Raw genomic sequence first — 16,947 nt, 5'->3', positions numbered from 1 at the left:
CGAGGGCAGAAAATTAAGGCGCAAAGTCTAACAGGGCAGGGCAGATTGAATAAGAGCAATTATCGTTTGGTGGCATCCCGATTCTTTCCCGTTAGAATGACCGCACATTTTTTTATGGAGGTGGCCAATGCAGGCTCTCGACGCTTTGCTCAACCGTGTTTCCGTGCCCCGTTTGCTCGACCCGGCACCGACCCAGGAGCAGCGCGACCTGCTGTTCGCCGCCGCCATGCGCGCGCCCGATCACGGCCAACTGCGGCCGTGGCGTTTCCTTACCGTGGAAGGTGCAGCGCGTGAGCAGATGGGCACGCTGTTGGCCGAAGCCGCCCGCCTGCAGGACGCGGAAGCACCGCAAGCCGCCATCGATAAAGCCCAGAACGGCCCGCTGCGTGCGCCGCTGGTGGTGGTGGTGATTGCACGTTTGCAAGAGCATTTCAAAGTGCCCAAGTCCGAGCAATTGCTGGCCGCCGCCTGTGCGGCCCACGGCATTCTGCTGGCGGCGTATGCCCAGGGAATTGGCGCGGTGTGGCGTACCGGCGAATTGTCCTACTCGGCTCACGTTGCCAAAGGCCTGGGGCTGGCGGCGAATGAAGAAGTGATTGGCTTTCTCTACCTGGGCACACCGCAGAACCCGCCGCGTACGGCGCCGAAGGAAGACCTCACGCCGTTCGTCCAGGCCTGGCTTGGCCGGTAATTCACCACTGTCCTGCTCTATGTAGGAGCGAGCTTGCTCGCGAAGAACTCAAAGGCGCCGCGTTTATTCAGGAAGCACGCGTTATCGTTGACGTTTTTCGCGAGCAAGCTCGCTCCTACAGGGGGCAATGTTTTAAGGACCGTCAGACCCTGAACTGATCCATCAACTTCATCTGCTGGCTGGCCAGCGCATTGAGCTGGCTGCTGATCGCCGCTGATTCGGTAGCCTGGCCGGTGAGGGTTTCGGTCACGGTGCGAATCGCCGAGACGTTGCGGTTGACCTCTTCGGCCACCGCGCTCTGCTGTTCGGCCGCGCTGGCGATTTGCAGGTTCATGTCGCTGATCACGGTGACCGCGTCGCTGATCTTGCCCAGGGCTTGCACGGCTTGATGGATCTGCCCGGCATTGCTCTGCGCCTGATGCTGGCTGGAGTGCATGGTCGCCACTACGCCACGGGTGCCGCTCTGGATACGCTCGATCACCAGGCGGATTTCTTCCACCGAGTCCTGGGTGCGCTTGGCCAGGTTGCGTACTTCGTCGGCCACCACCGCAAAACCACGCCCGCTTTCCCCGGCGCGCGCCGCTTCAATCGCTGCGTTCAATGCCAGCAGGTTGGTCTGTTCGGCAATGCTGCGGATCACCTCCAACACTGAACCGATTTGCTCACTGTTGACCGCCAGGGCTTCGACTTCGCCCACGGCCTTGCTGACTTCGTCGGCCAGGGTGGTGATATCGCGGGTGCTCTGCTCGATGATCGACATGCCCTCGCGTGCCGACTGGTCAGCGCCGCGTGCCGCGCTGGCGGCATTGGAGGCGCTGTTGGCCACGTCATGGGCGGTGGCGCTCATTTCGTTCGACGCGGTGGCGACCTGGTCGATTTCACGGAACTGCACCTGCATGCCTTCGCTGGTCTGGCGCGCAATGGCGGACGACTGATCAGCCGTCCCGCGGGCTTCGGTGATGCTTTGCTTGATCTGCGCAATGGTCGGCTGCAGCTTGTCGAGGAAGCGGTTGAACCAGTTCACCAACTCGCCCAGTTCGTCCTTCTTGGCGTAGGCCAGGCGCTGGGTGAGGTCGCCGTCACCGCTGGCGATGCCCTTGAGCATGGCGGCCACGCTATTAATAGGGCGGGTCACGCCAGTAGCGGTCAGCCAGATCAGCAGCAAGCCCAGCAGGCCAGCGGCGGCGGCCACCAGCAAGGCTTTGAGCGTGCCCGTGGCCTGGGCTTCGTCGAGCACGGCTTGCAGTTTTTCGTTGTCGGCCAGCATCACCGCTTTGGGCAGCTTGATCACCACGCCCCAGGATTTGGCACCGGCAATCGGCTTGAGCGGGTACACGGCACGAATGGTGTCGTCCTGTTCGCGGATAACCGGGCGGTCATTGGCCAGCAGTTGCACGATCTCCTTGCCTTCGGCGCCAATGCTGTCGATCAGGTTCTTGCCGACTTTGCCTGGTTCACCACTGTAGGCGGCGATCAGGCCGGTGCTGGACAGAATCTCCAGGTGGGCGGCGCCGTTGAACAAGTCTTTTTGCGCCGCATCGGTGGTCGCTTGCAGGGCGGTGAGGGCGATGTCTACGCCGACCACACCGATGACTTTGCCGTCGACGATCAGCGGCAAGGAAATGGTGGTCATCAGTACCGGTTTGCCGGCCACCGTGTCTTCGTACGGGTCCAGCAGGCAAGTGCTGCGCGTGTCCCGTGGGCAGGTGTACCAGATGTTGTAGGGCGTACCGCTGAGGTTGAGGGTGGTCTTAGTCAGGTCATCTTCGACCATGATGGTGTTCTGGCCTTCGCCGCCAGCCCGGCTCCAGTAGCTGGAAAACCGGCCTTTTTCATTGGAGACGCGCGCCTTGTCGTCGATGAATTCGCTGTCCTTGCCATCCAGCCCGTTGGGTTCGAACGACAGCCAGATGCCCAGCACCTTGGTGTTGCGCTCGAACGCGGTTTTGACGCTGCGGTTGAGTTCTTCACGCAGGGCACCGGCTTCAAGGGAACGCTGGGTGCCCAACTGACGCAAGTCTTTGATCTGGTCAGCAAGGGCGGTGATTACCAGCAGGTTTTCGCCGAAGGTCTTCTGCAGTTGCGTGGCCTGTTCGGCCGCTTTGGATTGCAGCAGTTGCTCCACGCTGGCGGTGAGCATTCGTGAGCTTGAATCGCTGACCAGTCGATCGTTCTGGTTGGTGTTGTAGATATTGATGCCGACCACCAGTGCAATCACACCCAGCAGACACAGGCCGGACAGCAACACGATTTTCAAGCGGATGGAGAGGGTGTCGAACATAGGTTCACTCACGAATGGACTTGTTGGAATGCACGCAAACGCGCCAAGTCCCTTCGGCGTCATGCCTGAAACATCGGCGTCACAAATCAATTCATGAGAAATAGGCGATGAGCGGTAGGAAAACGCCTACACGCCGCCTTAGACAGGCCGTGCCAGCTGCTCGGGGCGGGACCAGATCCACAGGTTGCCCAGGCTCATCCCGGCAATCGCCAGGTATACCGGCCAGCCGTGATCGAGCATCACCAGCATCAACCCGGCGCAGAGCAACATGCTCACGGTGGCGCTGACTTTGGCGCGGCGGGCGATGATCTTGCCATTGCGCCAGTTGGACAGGATCGGCCCGAACAGGCGGTGGTTTTCCAGCCAGGCGCTGAGGCGCGGCGAGCTTTTGGTGGCGGCCCAGGCGGCGAGCAGGATGAATTCGGTGGTGGGCAACCCCGGTATGACAATCGCCACCAAGCCGATCCCCAGGCTGACGTAGGCCAGCAGGCCGAACAGGAGCTGGGCGATTTTGGAGGAGGATTGGGGTTTGCCGGTCATGTTGCAATTTTCTGGTGGGAAGGTTTACACATCGTCAGCCATGAAATGCACTCAAATGTGGGAGCTGGCTTGCCTGCGATAGCGGTGCATCAGGTTAAACATGTGGAGCTGACTCACCGCCATCGCAGGCAAGCCAGCTCCCACATTGAACCGCTGTCTACCGGAATACTTACGCCAGTTCCGGGGCGCTAGCGTACGCCTGTTCCAGCAACACGGTGAAGCGCACAAACGCATCAATCGCGCCTTTTTCCACGGCGGCTTCTTCCTCGGCGCTGAATGCCAGGCCGTCGAGGGTACGGGTGAAACTCTTCCAGCCCTCGGCGCGACCGCCGGCTGGCTCGCCCAGGTGGCGGGCACCGAAGGTTTCACTCAGGCCCAAGCCCACGGCGCGCTTGATCAGGAACGCAGCGCCCAGCTTGGAGCCTTCGGAGACGAACAGCCAGCCCAAAGCTTCAGCTTTGCTGGGATTGTTCACCGCGCCGGCAACCGGGGCCGGGATTTCGGTGTCCAGGTCTGCCAGGTCGAGCTTGGCGGCTTCGGCGCGGCAGCGGGCGGCCAGGTCCGGGATGATCTGGTTCAGCTCGGCATCGTTGTACAGGGCTACCAGTTCCGATTGGAACAGGTATTGGGCCACGACGAAGCGGGCGAAGTTGGCCTGGGTTTCGAACGGCGCGTGAGCCTTCACCAATGCGTCGAGCTTGGTGTGCGGCTCGTTGGTGATCTGGTTCAGGCGTTGGGAGCGCAGGCTTGGGCGTTCTGCGGTGGAAGAAGCGGTCATGAAAAAAGTCCTTGAGAAGAGAAGCGCCTGGGTGCCCTTAAAGAGAGCTGTTATCAACTAGACGAACAAGAAGACGCGGCACAGTAAAAAATCCTCACCTCGCCGCAGATGCACGGGCGGCGAAGTGAGGCGGATGGGTCAGATGTCCCAGATCACGTTGATCGCAAAGTTGCGACCGGGCTGGGTCAGGCGGTCGAGGTTGGCCGGGCCGGTCACACCGGCCTCGCCGACGCTGTCGTAGCTGCGCACGTCATCCCAGTTCCAGTACTTCTTGTCGGTGAGGTTGTAGAGGCCACCGTTGACGGTCACGTCTTTGCTCACCTTGTAGTAGGCGGTCAGGTCGAGGATGCCGAAGCCCGGGGTCTTGAACGGGCCATCAGTGCCGCCGTCGGGCGCGTGGAAGGTCGTGCTGTCGACGCGGTCCTGTTTTTTCACCAAGGTCCAGCTCAGCAGGCCGCCGTAGTTGTCCTGGTCGTAGCCCAGGCCAAACACGCCCTTGAGTGGGTTGACGCTGTTCAGCGGTTCGCCATTGTCGTCGTTGCGACCGTAGGTGTAGGCAACCGAGCCTTGGGTATACAGGCCCTTCGGCGCGCCGAAGGTATCCAGGTTCAGGCGGCCCTTGGCTTCCACGCCCTTGATGGTGGCGCGCTTGATGTTGACGGCCTGGAACTGCTCCACGGTGCCGCCGACCACGGCGTTGTCTTCGTCGATAAAGTCACGGTACTTGTTGTAGTACACCGCAATATCGAAGGAGCCTTCGTCGAATTTGCCGCGAATCCCGGTTTCGATGCCTTTGCTGGTTTCGGGCTTGAGGTCGGGGTTGGGTTCGACGGTGTAGCCGATGTTGAGGTTTTCGAAGCGACCATACAGGGCCTTGGCCGACGGCGTGCGGAAGCCCTCGGCGTATTGGCCGAACCAGGTGTAGTTGTCGGTCAGGGCGTAGGTGAGGCCGAACTTGGGCGTGACGCGGTTCCAGGTTTTGTCCTTGCCGTCGACGGCATACTCGCCGGTCGGGTTGACGGTGTTGAGGAACTCCTGGGTCAGCTTGGGCTTGAGCCGGGTGTAGTCATAACGCACGGCGGGCAGGAAGGTCCATTTGTCCCAGGTGATCTGGTCCTGGGCGAACAGCGAGTAGGTGTTGATGGTCGGGTCGGGGAAGTCGCTGGCCTTCTTCACGCTGTCGCCGGCTGACGGGCTGGGCCCGCCGATGGCGGTGCAGCCGGCGCCAATGGCCAGGCACGAGGCCGAGCCTTCGCGTGAACCGGTGACTTTCTGCTGCTTGAGGGTGGTGCCGTAGGTCACTTGGTGGTCGGTTTCGCCGAAGCTGAAAGCCTTGTCCAGTTGCGCGTCGAAGACCCACTGTTTTTCTTCGTAAAGGGTGTCGCGGGTACGCAAGACGCGACGGCCGGCCTGGTAGATTTCGGCGGTGGTCTGGTCGGTCTTGGCGATCTGGTAGTTGAGGCTGGTCTTGATGCGGTCGGCAATCGGCGATTCCAGGGCGAAGGTGTTTTCCAGGCCGAAGCGCTCGCGAGTGATGGTGTCATTACCCCGGCGGTCGCGGTACAGGTTCATGCCCCGGCCACCGATGAACGGGCCGCCCACTGCGTTTTTCAGATTGACGTCGCGGTCATCCTTGAACTTCTCGTAGGTCAGGCCCAGGCGGTTGTCATCGCCATAGTTCCAGCCCAGCTTGGCCAGCACGTTGGTGGTGCGTGCATCTTCCGGGTTGGCGCCGGTGCGGGCCAGGCCGGTGGCGTTGTTGCCATCGTGGGATTCGGTTTCGTGGCCATTGCGCTGGCTCAGGTGCAGCAAGCCGTCGAAGTCCTGCACACGCCCGGCGAAGGTGCCGGAGGTCAGCCAGCTCTCGTCGGCGGAGCTGTAGCCGGTCTTCAGGCGGGCGCCGACGTCCTGGCCTGGCTTGATGATGTCGTCCGGGTCGAGGGTGAAATAACTCACCGCGCCGCCGATGGCACTGCTGCCGTACAGGGCCGAGGCCGGGCCGCGCAGGATCTCCACGCGCTTGACGATTTCCGGGTCGACGTAGTTGCGACGGGTCTTGGCGTAAGGGCCGTTGAAGAAATTATCCGGCACTTCGACGCCATCCACCTGGGTGAGGACGCGGTCGCCGTCGATACCACGAATGTTGTAGCCGGCGTTACCCGAGCGGCTACCAGCGCCGCCTACAGAGACGCCGGGTTCGTAGCGCACCAGTTCACGGATGTTGTTGACGTTCTGGCGGTCCAGCTCTTCGCGATCATGCACGCTGACGGTGCTCGGTACGCTGTTCACATCCTGTTCATTGCGGGTGGCGCTGATGGTCACCTGTTGCAGGGCGAGGGCGCTGCCGGCGCTACGTTTTTCCAGCACGATGTTGTTGTTGCCCAGTTTGCGATAGCTCAGGTTGGTCCCCACCAACAGCCGCTCCAGGGCTTTTTCCGCCGGCAGCGGGCCGCGCACGCCCGGGGACGACACGCCCTGGCCCAGTTCGGCCGGCAGGCCGACTTGCCAGCCGGTCACTGCGGTAAAGGCGTTGAGTGCCGATACCAGCGGCTGCTGTTCAATGCTGAAGGTGTAATTGGCGTGGCTGCGAGCGGCAGGTTCGGCGGCGCTGGCGCTCATGACGGGCGCACCAGCCAGCAGGATTGCAGCGGTCAGCAATGACAAAACGGGCGAAGCAGACCGGCGGTTGAAACGAGAGGACATCGAGAGCGCTCCGGGATACGAATCTTATAGTTGCGAACCGAACCAAATAGGAATCAGTTGCATTGGCTATAACGAGACGTATCGCCGGTTAACATCGAGTAAAAATAATTCTCATTTAGTTCAGGATCACCAGCGCCGGGTACTCCGACAGCTTGGCCGAGGTGATGTGAGCCAGGGAGCGCACCACGTCCAGAGGTTGGTCGAGGCGGTAGTTGCCGGTGACGGCGACGCTGGCCAACTGCTCGTTGTTGTTGACGATCCAGCCGGGGTAATAGCGGCGAAGCTCAGCCAGCACTTCGCTCATCGGGCAGTTTTCGAACACCAGCCGGCCCTGGACCCAGGCCAGGTCTTTGCTGGCATCGAGCTTGGCCGGTTGGCCGAAACCCTTGGGGCCGATGCGGATGCTTTCACCGGCGCTCAGGCGCACACGGGCATCGTCGAAGGTGTTGCTCAGGTCGACATCGCCGCGCTGCACTTGAACCTGGGCTTCGCCATTGAGGTAGCGCACGGCAAAGGCGGTGTCACGCACGCTGGCGCGCACCGGGCCGGCGTCGATTTCCAAGGGCAGGCCACGGGTGGGCGCTATTTCAAAGAATGCTTCGCCCTGGTACAGGCGGGCAATGCGCTGATGGTCCTTGATAGTGCTGGAAAATGCCGAGTTGGTGTTCAGCAGCACCTTGGAGCCATCGTCCAGTTGCAGGCGCTGGCGCTCGCCCACCACCGTCAGATGGTCGGCCTGTAAACGCACCGGCAGGTTGCTGAAACTGAACAGGCCGACCAGCAACACGGCGGCGGTGGCCAGGGGTTTCCAGTGCGGTTTGATCCGGCGCCAGCCGCTGGGCTTGCGCGGTGCGGCGAGGGCCACGGCGGCGCTGTGTACCGGCGCGTCACCCCAGGCGGCCTGGGCCTTGCTGAAGGCGTGGACATGCGCCGGGTCCTGGGCCAGCCAGGCGTCGAACGCGGCCTGCTGCCCAGGTTGCGGGCACTGCAAGGCGATCAGCCAATCGAGGGCTTGGTCCATGGCCGCGTCTTGCAACACCTCATGAGCCAACGCATGGGGGCGCAGTTTATTCGGGTCCGTCACGGTGTTCCTCGGGTCTTCGCCACGTTCTATTCATTTTTCCTACAGCTTGGATCGACACCTCTGTCGGGTGAAGCTTAAGGCTGATCCAGCCGTTCGGCCACACCCACACAGATAGCCATGATCAATTTGAGTTCCTTTTGCACCGTGCTCAAGGACACACCCAACTGATCGGCAATCTCCTGATAGCTGCAACCGTGCAGGCGGCTGAGGATGAAAATCCGCTGCTGGCGGGCGCTCAACTGGCCGAGGCTGACACTCAGGTGCTCCAGCAGTTGCTCGGCCTGGGTGGCTTCCTCGGGCGTGCTGGCCGGCGCGGCGACGCTTTGCAGGACATCCAGTGGCACATCCTCCTGCAGGGTACGCGCCTGAATCCTGCGCGAGCGCAAATGATCCAGCGCCAGGTTACGGGCTGTCTGGTAGACAAAAGGTTCAAGGTGGTCGATTGGCCGCTCGCTCAGGGCCCGAGTCACGCGCAGGTAGGTTTCCTGCAACAGGTCCTCGGCAGTGCTGTGGTTATGCACCATGCGTTGCAGAGTTCGTAGCAGGATCACCCGTTGGGTGAGGAAGACGTGGTTGAAGCGAGATTGGCTCACAGTGATACCAGACCGATTTGCAGTGAATGATAATGCTTATCATCAACTGAAATGGCAAGTGGCTATTTCTGCGGATTGCCGCTCGTTCCCATGCTCTGCATGGGAACGCATCCTGTAACGCTCTGCGTCACGGTTTTAACAGCAGGACGCGGAGCGTCCTAGGCGGCATTCCCACGCAGAGCGTGGGAACGATACTGTGGGCTTATTCGGCGTTGCACAGCGCCAGGCAGTTATCCAGCATACGGTTGGAGAAGCCCCACTCGTTGTCATACCACGCCAGCACTTTGAGCAATTTGCCGCTGACCTTGGTGTGATTGGCGTCGAAGATCGACGACAGCGGGTTATGGTTGAAGTCGCTGGAAACCAGCGGCAGGGTGTTGTAGCCGAGGATTTTCGAATGCTGGCTGGCGTGTTTGAGCAGGGCGTTGACCTCATCGGCCGTGGCTTCTTTTTTCAGCTGCACGGTGAGGTCCACCAGGGACACGTTGATCACCGGTACACGCACCGCCATGCCGGTCAGCTTGCCTGCCAGTTCCGGCAGCACCAGGCCCACCGCTTCAGCGGCGCCAGTCTTGCTCGGGATCATGTTCTGGGTGGCCGAACGCGCGCGGTACGGGTCGGTGTGGTAGACGTCGGTGAGGTTCTGGTCGTTGGTGTAGGCGTGGATGGTGGTCATCAGCCCGCTTTCGATGCCCAGTTCGCGATGCAGCACCTGTGCCACTGGCGCCAGGCAGTTGGTGGTGCACGATGCGTTGGAAATGATCTGGTGGGATTGACGCAAAATGTCATGGTTTACCCCGTAAACCACCGTGGCGTCAGCGCCTTTGGCCGGGGCGGAGATGATCACCTTGCGCGCGCCGGCGCTAATATGCGCGGCAGCCTTGTCACGGTCGGTGAACAGGCCGGTGCATTCGAACACCACGTCAATCTTGTGCGCAGCCCACGGCAGGTCGGCGGGGTTGCGAATGGCACTCACGGCAATCCGGTCACCGTTGACGGTCAGACTTTCCTGATCGTGGGCAACCTCTGCGTCGAAAGTGCCGTGTACGGTGTCGTACTTGAGCAGGTGGGCATTGATCGAGCTGTCGCCCAAATCGTTGATGGCGACGATCTGCAAATCCTGGCGATAGCCTTGGGTATACAGTGCGCGCAGGACATTACGGCCGATACGGCCAAAACCATTGATTGCGATTCGAAGAGTCATCGGAAAGTGCCTGTCGTCGATTTGTTGTAAGAATTACAAGATTATTCGCATAAAAATAGAAAACAAGCCTTTTTAGTGGCAATATTTTGTTCAATCTACAACGAGTGACCTGAATCAACTGGTCCGATGATCCAAACGACCCCCTGCCATCCCATGAGCCGTGGGCGTTTGATCAGCATAGACTCTCAGGTCGCCACATCCGTTAGCCTGGAGTTCTATACATGCATCCCCGCGTTCTTGAGGTCACCGAACGGCTTATCGCCCGCAGCCGCGCCACCCGCGAGGCTTACCTTGCGCTCATTCGCGGCGCAGCCAGCGACGGTCCGATGCGCGGCAAGCTGCAATGCGCCAACTTCGCCCACGGCGTGGCCGGTTGCGGCACCGAAGACAAAAACAGCCTGCGCATGATGAATGCCGCCAATGTGGCAATTGTTTCTTCTTATAACGACATGCTCTCGGCGCATCAGCCCTACGAGCATTTCCCCGAACAAATCAAAAAGGCCCTGCGCGAAGTCGGCTCGGTCGGCCAGTTCGCCGGCGGCACCCCCGCCATGTGCGACGGCGTGACCCAGGGCGAGCCGGGCATGGAACTGAGCCTGCTCAGCCGTGAAGTCATCGCCATGTCCACGGCGGTAGCGCTGTCCCACAACATGTTCGACGCCGCGCTGATGCTGGGCATCTGCGACAAGATCGTCCCGGGCCTGATGATGGGCGCGCTGCGCTACGGCCACCTGCCGATGATCTTCGTGCCGGGCGGGCCGATGCCGTCGGGCATCTCCAACAAGCAGAAGGCCGATGTGCGCCAGCGCTATGCCGAAGGCAAGGCCAGCCGCGAAGAGCTGCTGGAATCGGAGATGAAGTCCTACCACAGCCCCGGCACCTGCACCTTCTACGGCACCGCCAACACCAACCAGTTGCTGATGGAAGTCATGGGCCTGCACTTGCCCGGCGCTTCGTTCGTCAACCCTTACACGCCGCTGCGGGATGCGTTGACCCGTGAAGCTGCGCACCAGGTCACGCGCTTGACCAAGGCCAATGGCAACTTCACGCCGATTGGCGAGATTGTCGACGAGAAGTCCATCGTCAACTCCATCGTTGCGCTCAACGCCACTGGCGGCTCCACCAACCACACCCTGCACATGCCGGCCATTGCCATGTCGGCAGGCATCATCCTGACCTGGCAGGACATGGCCGACCTCTCCGAGGTGGTGCCGACCCTGTCCCACGTGTATCCAAATGGCAAGGCTGACATCAACCACTTCCAGGCGGCGGGCGGTATGTCGTTCCTGATCCGCGAACTGCTGGAAGCCGGCCTGCTCCACGAAGACGTCAACACCGTGGCCGGCAAGGGCCTGAGCCGCTATATCCAGGAACCTTTCCTGGTGGATGGCGAACTGGTCTGGCGCGACGGCCCGATCGAAAGCCTCGACGAAACCATCCTGCGCCCCGTGGCCCGTGCGTTCTCGCCGGAAGGCGGTTTGCGCGTGATGGAAGGCAACCTTGGCCGTGGCGTGATGAAGGTGTCGGCGGTGGCCCCGGAGCATCAGGTTGTCGAAGCGCCGGCGGTGGTGTTCCAGGACCAGCAGGACCTGGCCGATGCCTTCAAGGCTGGCCTGTTGGAAAAAGACTTTGTCGCGGTGATGCGCTTCCAGGGGCCGCGCTCCAACGGCATGCCGGAACTGCACAAGATGACCCCGTTCCTGGGCGTGTTGCAGGACCGTGGTTTCAAGGTGGCGCTGGTGACAGATGGGCGAATGTCCGGCGCGTCGGGTAAGATCCCTGCCGCGATCCACGTCAACCCCGAAGCCCAGAGCGGCGGGCCGCTGGCGCGGGTCCAGGATGGCGATATCATCCGTGTGGATGGCATTACCGGCACCCTGGAGCTTAAGGTGGACGCCGAAGTATTTGCAGCGCGCACGCCTGCCACGGGCCTGTTGGGCAATAACGTGGGGGCCGGTCGCGAGCTGTTTGCATTCATGCGCTTGGCCGCAAGCTCCGCAGAGCAGGGCGCCAGCGCCTTTACCTCTGCCTTGGAGACGCTTAAGTGAAGCTTGCGCTGGTCGGTGACATCGGGGGGACTAACGCCCGTTTTGCGTTATGGCGGGATCAGGAACTGCATTCGATCCGCGTGCATGCCACGGCGGATCATGGCAGCCCTGAAGAGGCGATCAAGGTCTATCTCAAAGAAGAAGGCCTGCAAATCGGCGACATCGGTGCGGTGTGCCTGTCGGTGGCCGGGCCGGTGAGCGGCGATGAATTCAAGTTCACCAACAACCACTGGCGCCTGAGCAAAACCGCGTTTTGCCAGGCCCTGCAGGTGGATGAACTGTTACTGGTCAACGACTTCTCAGCCATGGCCCTGGGCATGACCCGGCTCAAGCCCGACGAATTTCGCGTGGTCTGCGAAGGCACGCCGGAACCCTTGCGCCCGGCCGTGGTGATCGGCCCGGGCACTGGCCTTGGCGTCGGCACCTTGCTGGACCTCGGCGCAGGCCGTTGGGCAGCATTGCCGGGGGAGGGTGGGCATGTCGACCTGCCCCTGAGCAGCCCACGGGAAACCCAGCTGTGGCAACACATCTACAGCGAGATCGGGCATGTCAGCGCCGAAACCGCGTTAAGCGGTGGCGGCCTGCCACGGCTGTACCGGGCGATTTGTGCGGTGGATGGGCACGAGCCGGTGCTCGACACCCCCGAAGCCATCACGGCGGCGGGCCTGGCCGGTGACTCGGTGGCTATGGAAGTTTTGGACCAGTTCAGCATCTGGCTGGGCCGGGTGGCGGGTAACAACGTGCTGACCACGGGCGGGCGTGGCGGTGTGTATATCGTGGGCGGTGTGATACCGAGGTTTGCCGACTTCTTTATCAACAGCGGTTTCGCCAAGAGCTTTGCGGATAAAGGCTGCATGAGCGACTACTTCAAAGGTATTCCGGTGTGGTTAGTGACGGCGCCATATTCCGGGTTGACTGGGGCGGGTGTGGCGCTTGAGCAAGCCTTTGCATAGGTCATAATGGCGCCATCGCAGGCAAGCCAGCTCCCACCGTCTGGAATGCATTCCAAGTGTGGGAGCTGGCTTGCCTGCGATGGCGGCCTAAAGGGCACCCGATGATTTAAGCCAGGCCATAACAACAAGGAGGCCCCCGTGAGCGTAATCAGTAAATCCATTCTCCTCGTCGACGACGACCAGGAAATCCGCGAATTGCTGCAAACTTACCTCAGTCGCGCCGGCTTCCAGGTCCGTGGCGTGTCCGACGGTGCGGGGTTCCGCCAGGCCATGAACGAGGCGCCGTGCGACCTGGTCATCCTCGATGTCATGTTGCCAGACGAAGACGGCTTCAGTCTGTGCCGCTGGATCCGCCAGCACCCGCGCCAGGCGCAGGTGCCGATCATCATGCTCACCGCCAGTTCCGACGAAGCCGACCGCGTGATCGGCCTGGAGCTGGGCGCCGATGACTATATCGGCAAGCCGTTCAGCCCCCGCGAATTGCAGGCGCGTATCAAGGCACTGCTGCGCCGCTGCCAATTCGGCCAGGAGCGCAGCAGCGGCGGTGATGTGTGGGTGTTCGATGAATGGCGCCTGGATATGATCAGCCACCGCTTGTTTCATGTGGATGGTGAAGAGGTGATCCTCTCCGGTGCCGACTTCGCCTTGCTCAAGTTGTTTCTCGACCACCCGCAACAGATCCTCGACCGCGACACCATCGGCAACGCCACCCGTGGCCGCGACCTGATGCCCTTGGACCGTATCGTCGACATGGCCGTCAGCCGCCTGCGCCAGCGCCTGCGCGACACCGAGAAACCACCGCGACTGATCCGCACCGTGCGCGGCAGCGGCTATCAACTGGCAGCCAGCGTGGTTGCCGGCAATGCCCACTGAACCGCTGAACGAACGCCGGCGCCGCTTGCCGGTACCCCGCTCGCTGCTGGGGCGCATGTTACTGCTGACCTTGCTGGCGGTGCTGTTCGCCCAGGCGCTGTCCAGCGTGATCTGGGTGTCGCAACTGCGCGCCACCCAGCTTGAGGGCCTGGTCACCAGCGCCCGCAGCCTGGCGCATTCAATGACCGCCAGCGTGAGTTATTTCCGGTCGCTGCCGGTGGCCTATCGCCCCTTGGTGCTGGACCAATTGCGCAGCATGGGCGGCACGCGTTTTGTGGTGACCCTCAACGATCGCCCGCTGGACATGCAAATACTGCCCGAAACCCCGCGCAAACAAGCGGTGCTGGTGGCGGTGGATGAAGTGCTGCGCCAGACCCTGGGGGCCGACGTGCATATCTCGGTGGAGTTCGTCAGCGCCGAAGACTTGCGCATCTTCAATGCCGGCCTGAAGCTCGACGAACTGCCACGCTCCTGGGCCCATTACGCATTGACCCTGGAACCGGTGAACCCGCCGGTGCTGGTCACCCAGATCCAATTGGCGCCCGGCGAATGGCTGTACATCGCCTCGCTGTTGCCCGAGCCCTACACCAGCCTGGAAGAACAAGGCCTGCCGTCCCAGCAGGTGTGGTTCATCGTGCTTACCAGCGGTTTTCTGCTGCTGTTCATCGGCCTGCTGGTGCACTGGCAAAGCCGGCCGCTCAAACGCCTGGCGCGAGCGGCGCGGGACATGTCCCTGGGCGCCGATGTGGAGCCGGTGGCTGAAGGCGGCGGCAGTGAAGTGGTGGAAGTGGGCCGTGCGTTCAATGCAATGCGTGAACGCATCAGCCGTTACCTGACCGAGCGCAGCCAGCTGTTCAGCGCGATTTCCCACGACCTGCGCACGCCCATCACCCGCCTGCGCCTGCGCGTGGAATTGCTGGAAGACGAGAACCTGCAAAACAAATTCGGCCGTGACCTGGATGAGCTGGAATTGCTGGTCAAGGGCGCGCTGCAATGCGTGAAAGACACCGACATCCACGAAAACATCCAGCCGGTAGACCTCAACCACGTCCTCGAATGCCTGGTGGAGCCGTACCTGGCACCCCATGGCAATGGCCGAGTAACCCTCGATGGCGCGGCCCTGTCTGCCTACCCAGGCAAACCGCTGGCGCTCAAGCGTTGCATCGGTAACCTGATCGACAACGCCCTCAAGTACGGGCAGAACGCGCATTTGCACATCGAGGACGATGGCGTGCAGTTCATCCTGCACGTGGATGATGAGGGCCCAGGCGTGCCGCAGCAGCGACTGGAGCAAGTGTTTGAACCGCACTTTCGCCTGGCCGGCCAGCAGCAGGGTTACGGGTTGGGGTTGGGGATTGCGCGCAACATTGCCCACAGCCATGGGGGCGAAGTGAGTTTGCAGAACCTGCGCGAAGGCGGCCTGCGCGTCACCCTGCAACTTCCCCGCGGATTAGATTGAATATACGCAGACCTACTGTGGGAGCTGGCTTGCCTGCGATAGCGGCCTGACAGTCAACACAGTTGGACCGGGTACATATCCGTTATTTAGGTAACGGCCACTTAGGGTTCCGCTCTGACAGCGGCTCACTTTTGAAAAGCGCAAAAGTAAGCAAAACGCTCTTGCCCCACCACTCGGCACCTCGCCTAGGCTCGGTGTGCCCGTAATCCGCCAGTGATTTGGGGGGCCGCCGCCACGCGCCATCCATGGCGCGGGGCGGCTAAACCGGCATCCCTGCCGGTTTACCCCCCAAATCCCTGTCGAATTCCGGCCAGCGTGGTTTAACGGGGCGCCTAAGATCAAAAGCAGATCAAGAGCAAGAGCGGCTCGCTTCGCATCGTGGTTACCGTCTGCTGTTACAACCCACAAAGTTGTGTAGATACTTATGCTGCGATGACGGTGGGTCAGTTAATACAATAGTGACTGACACACCGCCATCGCAGGCAAGCCAGCTCCCACATGTTGCTACGCGTGCATCAGATGCTTTGACGCAGCCGGGCCAGGTCGCGCAGCGGCGGCGCACCAAACAACCGGCTGTACTCCCGGCTGAACTGCGACGGGCTTTCATACCCCACCCGATACCCCGCCGCCGAGGCCTCCAGCCCTTCGGCAATCATCAGCCGCCGGGCTTCCTGCAAGCGCAGTTGCTTCTGGTATTGCAGCGGGCTCATGGCGGTGATCGCTTTGAACCGGTGGTGCAAGGTCGAGACGCTCAGGTTCACTTCCTTGGCCAGGTCGTCGATACGCAGCGGCTGTTCGTAGTTACCGTTCAACCAAGTGATCGCCTGGCTCACCCGATGGCTCTGGCTGTTAGCCACAGCAATTTCATACAGGCGATAACCCTGTGGGCCACGCAACAAACGGTAGAGGATTTCACGGTTGATCAGCGGCGCGAGCATCGCGATGTCTTTTGGGGTGTCCAGCAAACGGGTCAGGCGCAGCACCGCGTCGAGCAGTGCGTGATCGATGCGGTCGACGTACATGCCTCGCGAAGTCGGGCGCGAGGGCACGCCCATTGGCCCGGCCTCTGCGATCAACGCTGTGAGCTGCGCCGGGTCGATGTTGATGCGCACCGAGAGGTTCGGGTCCTCGGCGGTGGCGTCGATAATGCGGCCGGCTACCGGCATCGCCACCGAGAACACCAGGTAGTTGAGCGGGTCGTAGGCAAAGATCTCGTCGGCCAGGCGCACTTCCTTGCTGCCACTGGCGAGGATGCACAGCGCGGGTTCCACCAGCACCGGCATGAAATCCCGTGGCGCATTGTGGCGGTTCAGGTACAGCGAGGTGATCGCCGTGCCGTAGGAGCCGTCCTCCCAGGTATGGCGGTGCACGATACTGGCCAGCTCGGCGCGTTGTTTCTCCATCTCGGCATCGAGGGGAACGGGCTTGGATTCGGGCGACGGCATGGGGCGTCCTCTACACGCGGCTTTGATGGGCTCAGCTTAGCGGCGGCTTTTCAAATAGTGTTACGTCGATTCTGCAGGATCCTTGCCTGATCCTGCGAGAGCGCGTGAATCAGGCAAGTACGCTGCCTGTCATCAGCCTGAAACATGGGGCCTGGGCCTGGAATAAATCCTGAAGCCGAACGTCCTCCCTACGCTTCTCGCAGGATTGTGCAATAAGCCTGCAGGAATTGACTAACCGCGCCTACCCCCGCGCCGTTATCTTTGATCCTGTGGCAACACGCCCTCATTGTGCTTG

Annotated in this window: 13 protein-coding genes; 5 read left to right on the top strand and 8 right to left on the bottom strand. The window is 61.5% G+C overall.

Features of this window, described 5'->3' with window-relative positions; translation table 11 throughout:
- Positions 1-127 precede the first annotated feature (127 nt).
- Positions 128-691, top strand: a complete 564-nt coding sequence (locus tag V8689_RS23060; RefSeq protein WP_056789161.1) for an NAD(P)H nitroreductase — start codon at positions 128-130, stop codon at positions 689-691.
- Positions 692-833: 142 nt separating this feature from the next.
- On the opposite strand, the gene V8689_RS23055 is transcribed toward V8689_RS23060, so the two are convergent.
- The 7 genes from V8689_RS23055 to gap all read right to left on the bottom strand — a co-directional run bounded on the left by V8689_RS23055 (position 834) and on the right by gap (position 9,874).
- Positions 834-2,972 (bottom strand): methyl-accepting chemotaxis protein, encoded by a 2,139-nt coding sequence (locus V8689_RS23055; RefSeq protein WP_056789168.1) that lies wholly within the window; start codon positions 2,970-2,972, stop codon positions 834-836.
- 138 nt (positions 2,973-3,110) lie between these two features.
- Positions 3,111-3,512 (bottom strand): YbaN family protein, encoded by a 402-nt coding sequence (locus tag V8689_RS23050; RefSeq protein WP_056789171.1) that lies wholly within the window; start codon positions 3,510-3,512, stop codon positions 3,111-3,113.
- 169 nt (positions 3,513-3,681) lie between these two features.
- Positions 3,682-4,290, bottom strand: a complete 609-nt coding sequence (locus V8689_RS23045; protein ID WP_003193925.1) for a biliverdin-producing heme oxygenase — start codon at positions 4,288-4,290, stop codon at positions 3,682-3,684.
- Positions 4,291-4,428: 138 nt separating this feature from the next.
- Positions 4,429-6,993 (bottom strand): TonB-dependent receptor, encoded by a 2,565-nt coding sequence (locus V8689_RS23040; RefSeq protein WP_056789174.1) that lies wholly within the window; start codon positions 6,991-6,993, stop codon positions 4,429-4,431.
- A 115-nt stretch (positions 6,994-7,108) separates the two neighbouring features.
- Entirely contained in the window at positions 7,109-8,077 is a 969-nt protein-coding gene (locus V8689_RS23035) for a FecR family protein (RefSeq protein ID WP_056789177.1), read from the bottom strand.
- Between the two features lie 74 nt (positions 8,078-8,151).
- Entirely contained in the window at positions 8,152-8,670 is a 519-nt protein-coding gene (locus V8689_RS23030; RefSeq protein ID WP_003193922.1) for an RNA polymerase sigma factor, read from the bottom strand.
- Positions 8,671-8,872: 202 nt separating this feature from the next.
- Positions 8,873-9,874, bottom strand: a complete 1,002-nt coding sequence (gene gap, locus V8689_RS23025) for a type I glyceraldehyde-3-phosphate dehydrogenase (protein WP_003193921.1) — start codon at positions 9,872-9,874, stop codon at positions 8,873-8,875.
- A 221-nt stretch (positions 9,875-10,095) separates the two neighbouring features.
- Here gap and edd point away from each other — a divergent pair, with 221 nt between their 5' ends.
- From edd to V8689_RS23005, 4 genes are all read left to right on the top strand, one after another.
- Positions 10,096-11,922, top strand: coding sequence for a phosphogluconate dehydratase (edd, locus tag V8689_RS23020; RefSeq protein ID WP_056789179.1), 1,827 nt, complete (start codon positions 10,096-10,098; stop codon positions 11,920-11,922).
- A complete protein-coding gene (locus tag V8689_RS23015) occupies positions 11,919-12,875 on the top strand; it encodes a glucokinase (protein ID WP_060766102.1) in 957 nt (318 codons plus the stop codon). The genes edd and V8689_RS23015 overlap by 4 nt, the downstream gene beginning before the upstream one ends.
- Positions 12,876-13,013: 138 nt before the next feature.
- Positions 13,014-13,748: a response regulator gene (locus tag V8689_RS23010; RefSeq protein WP_003193918.1), complete on the top strand. Its 735-nt coding sequence runs from the start codon at positions 13,014-13,016 to the stop codon at positions 13,746-13,748.
- Positions 13,738-15,207, top strand: coding sequence for an ATP-binding protein (locus tag V8689_RS23005; RefSeq protein ID WP_056789187.1), 1,470 nt, complete (start codon positions 13,738-13,740; stop codon positions 15,205-15,207). The genes V8689_RS23010 and V8689_RS23005 overlap by 11 nt, the downstream gene beginning before the upstream one ends.
- Positions 15,208-15,722: 515 nt before the next feature.
- Here V8689_RS23005 and V8689_RS23000 read toward each other — a convergent pair.
- On the bottom strand, positions 15,723-16,652 hold the full coding sequence (locus V8689_RS23000; RefSeq protein ID WP_003193916.1) for an AraC family transcriptional regulator: 930 nt from the start codon (positions 16,650-16,652) through the stop codon (positions 15,723-15,725).
- Positions 16,653-16,947: the final 295 nt, after the last annotated feature.

Source organism: Pseudomonas sp. AK181, assembly GCF_051122975.1.
GTDB classification, from domain to species: Bacteria; Pseudomonadota; Gammaproteobacteria; order Pseudomonadales; family Pseudomonadaceae; genus Aquipseudomonas; species Aquipseudomonas lactis.
This window is presented reverse-complemented; position numbering and strand designations above follow the sequence as displayed.

What these genes read in the sequence shown, in the direction of transcription:
- V8689_RS23050 (WP_056789171.1), bottom strand. Translation starts at nt 3,512, where the DNA reads ATGACCGGCAAACCCCAATCCTCCTCCAAAATCGCCCAGCTCCTGTTC.
- V8689_RS23000 (WP_003193916.1), bottom strand. Translation starts at nt 16,652, where the DNA reads ATGCCGTCGCCCGAATCCAAGCCCGTTCCCCTCGATGCCGAGATGGAG.
- V8689_RS23055 (WP_056789168.1), bottom strand. Translation starts at nt 2,972, where the DNA reads ATGTTCGACACCCTCTCCATCCGCTTGAAAATCGTGTTGCTGTCCGGC.
- edd (WP_056789179.1), top strand. Translation starts at nt 10,096, where the DNA reads ATGCATCCCCGCGTTCTTGAGGTCACCGAACGGCTTATCGCCCGCAGC.
- V8689_RS23005 (WP_056789187.1), top strand. Translation starts at nt 13,738, where the DNA reads ATGCCCACTGAACCGCTGAACGAACGCCGGCGCCGCTTGCCGGTACCC.
- V8689_RS23060 (WP_056789161.1), top strand. Translation starts at nt 128, where the DNA reads ATGCAGGCTCTCGACGCTTTGCTCAACCGTGTTTCCGTGCCCCGTTTG.
- gap (WP_003193921.1), bottom strand. Translation starts at nt 9,874, where the DNA reads ATGACTCTTCGAATCGCAATCAATGGTTTTGGCCGTATCGGCCGTAAT.
- V8689_RS23045 (WP_003193925.1), bottom strand. Translation starts at nt 4,290, where the DNA reads ATGACCGCTTCTTCCACCGCAGAACGCCCAAGCCTGCGCTCCCAACGC.
- V8689_RS23040 (WP_056789174.1), bottom strand. Translation starts at nt 6,993, where the DNA reads ATGTCCTCTCGTTTCAACCGCCGGTCTGCTTCGCCCGTTTTGTCATTG.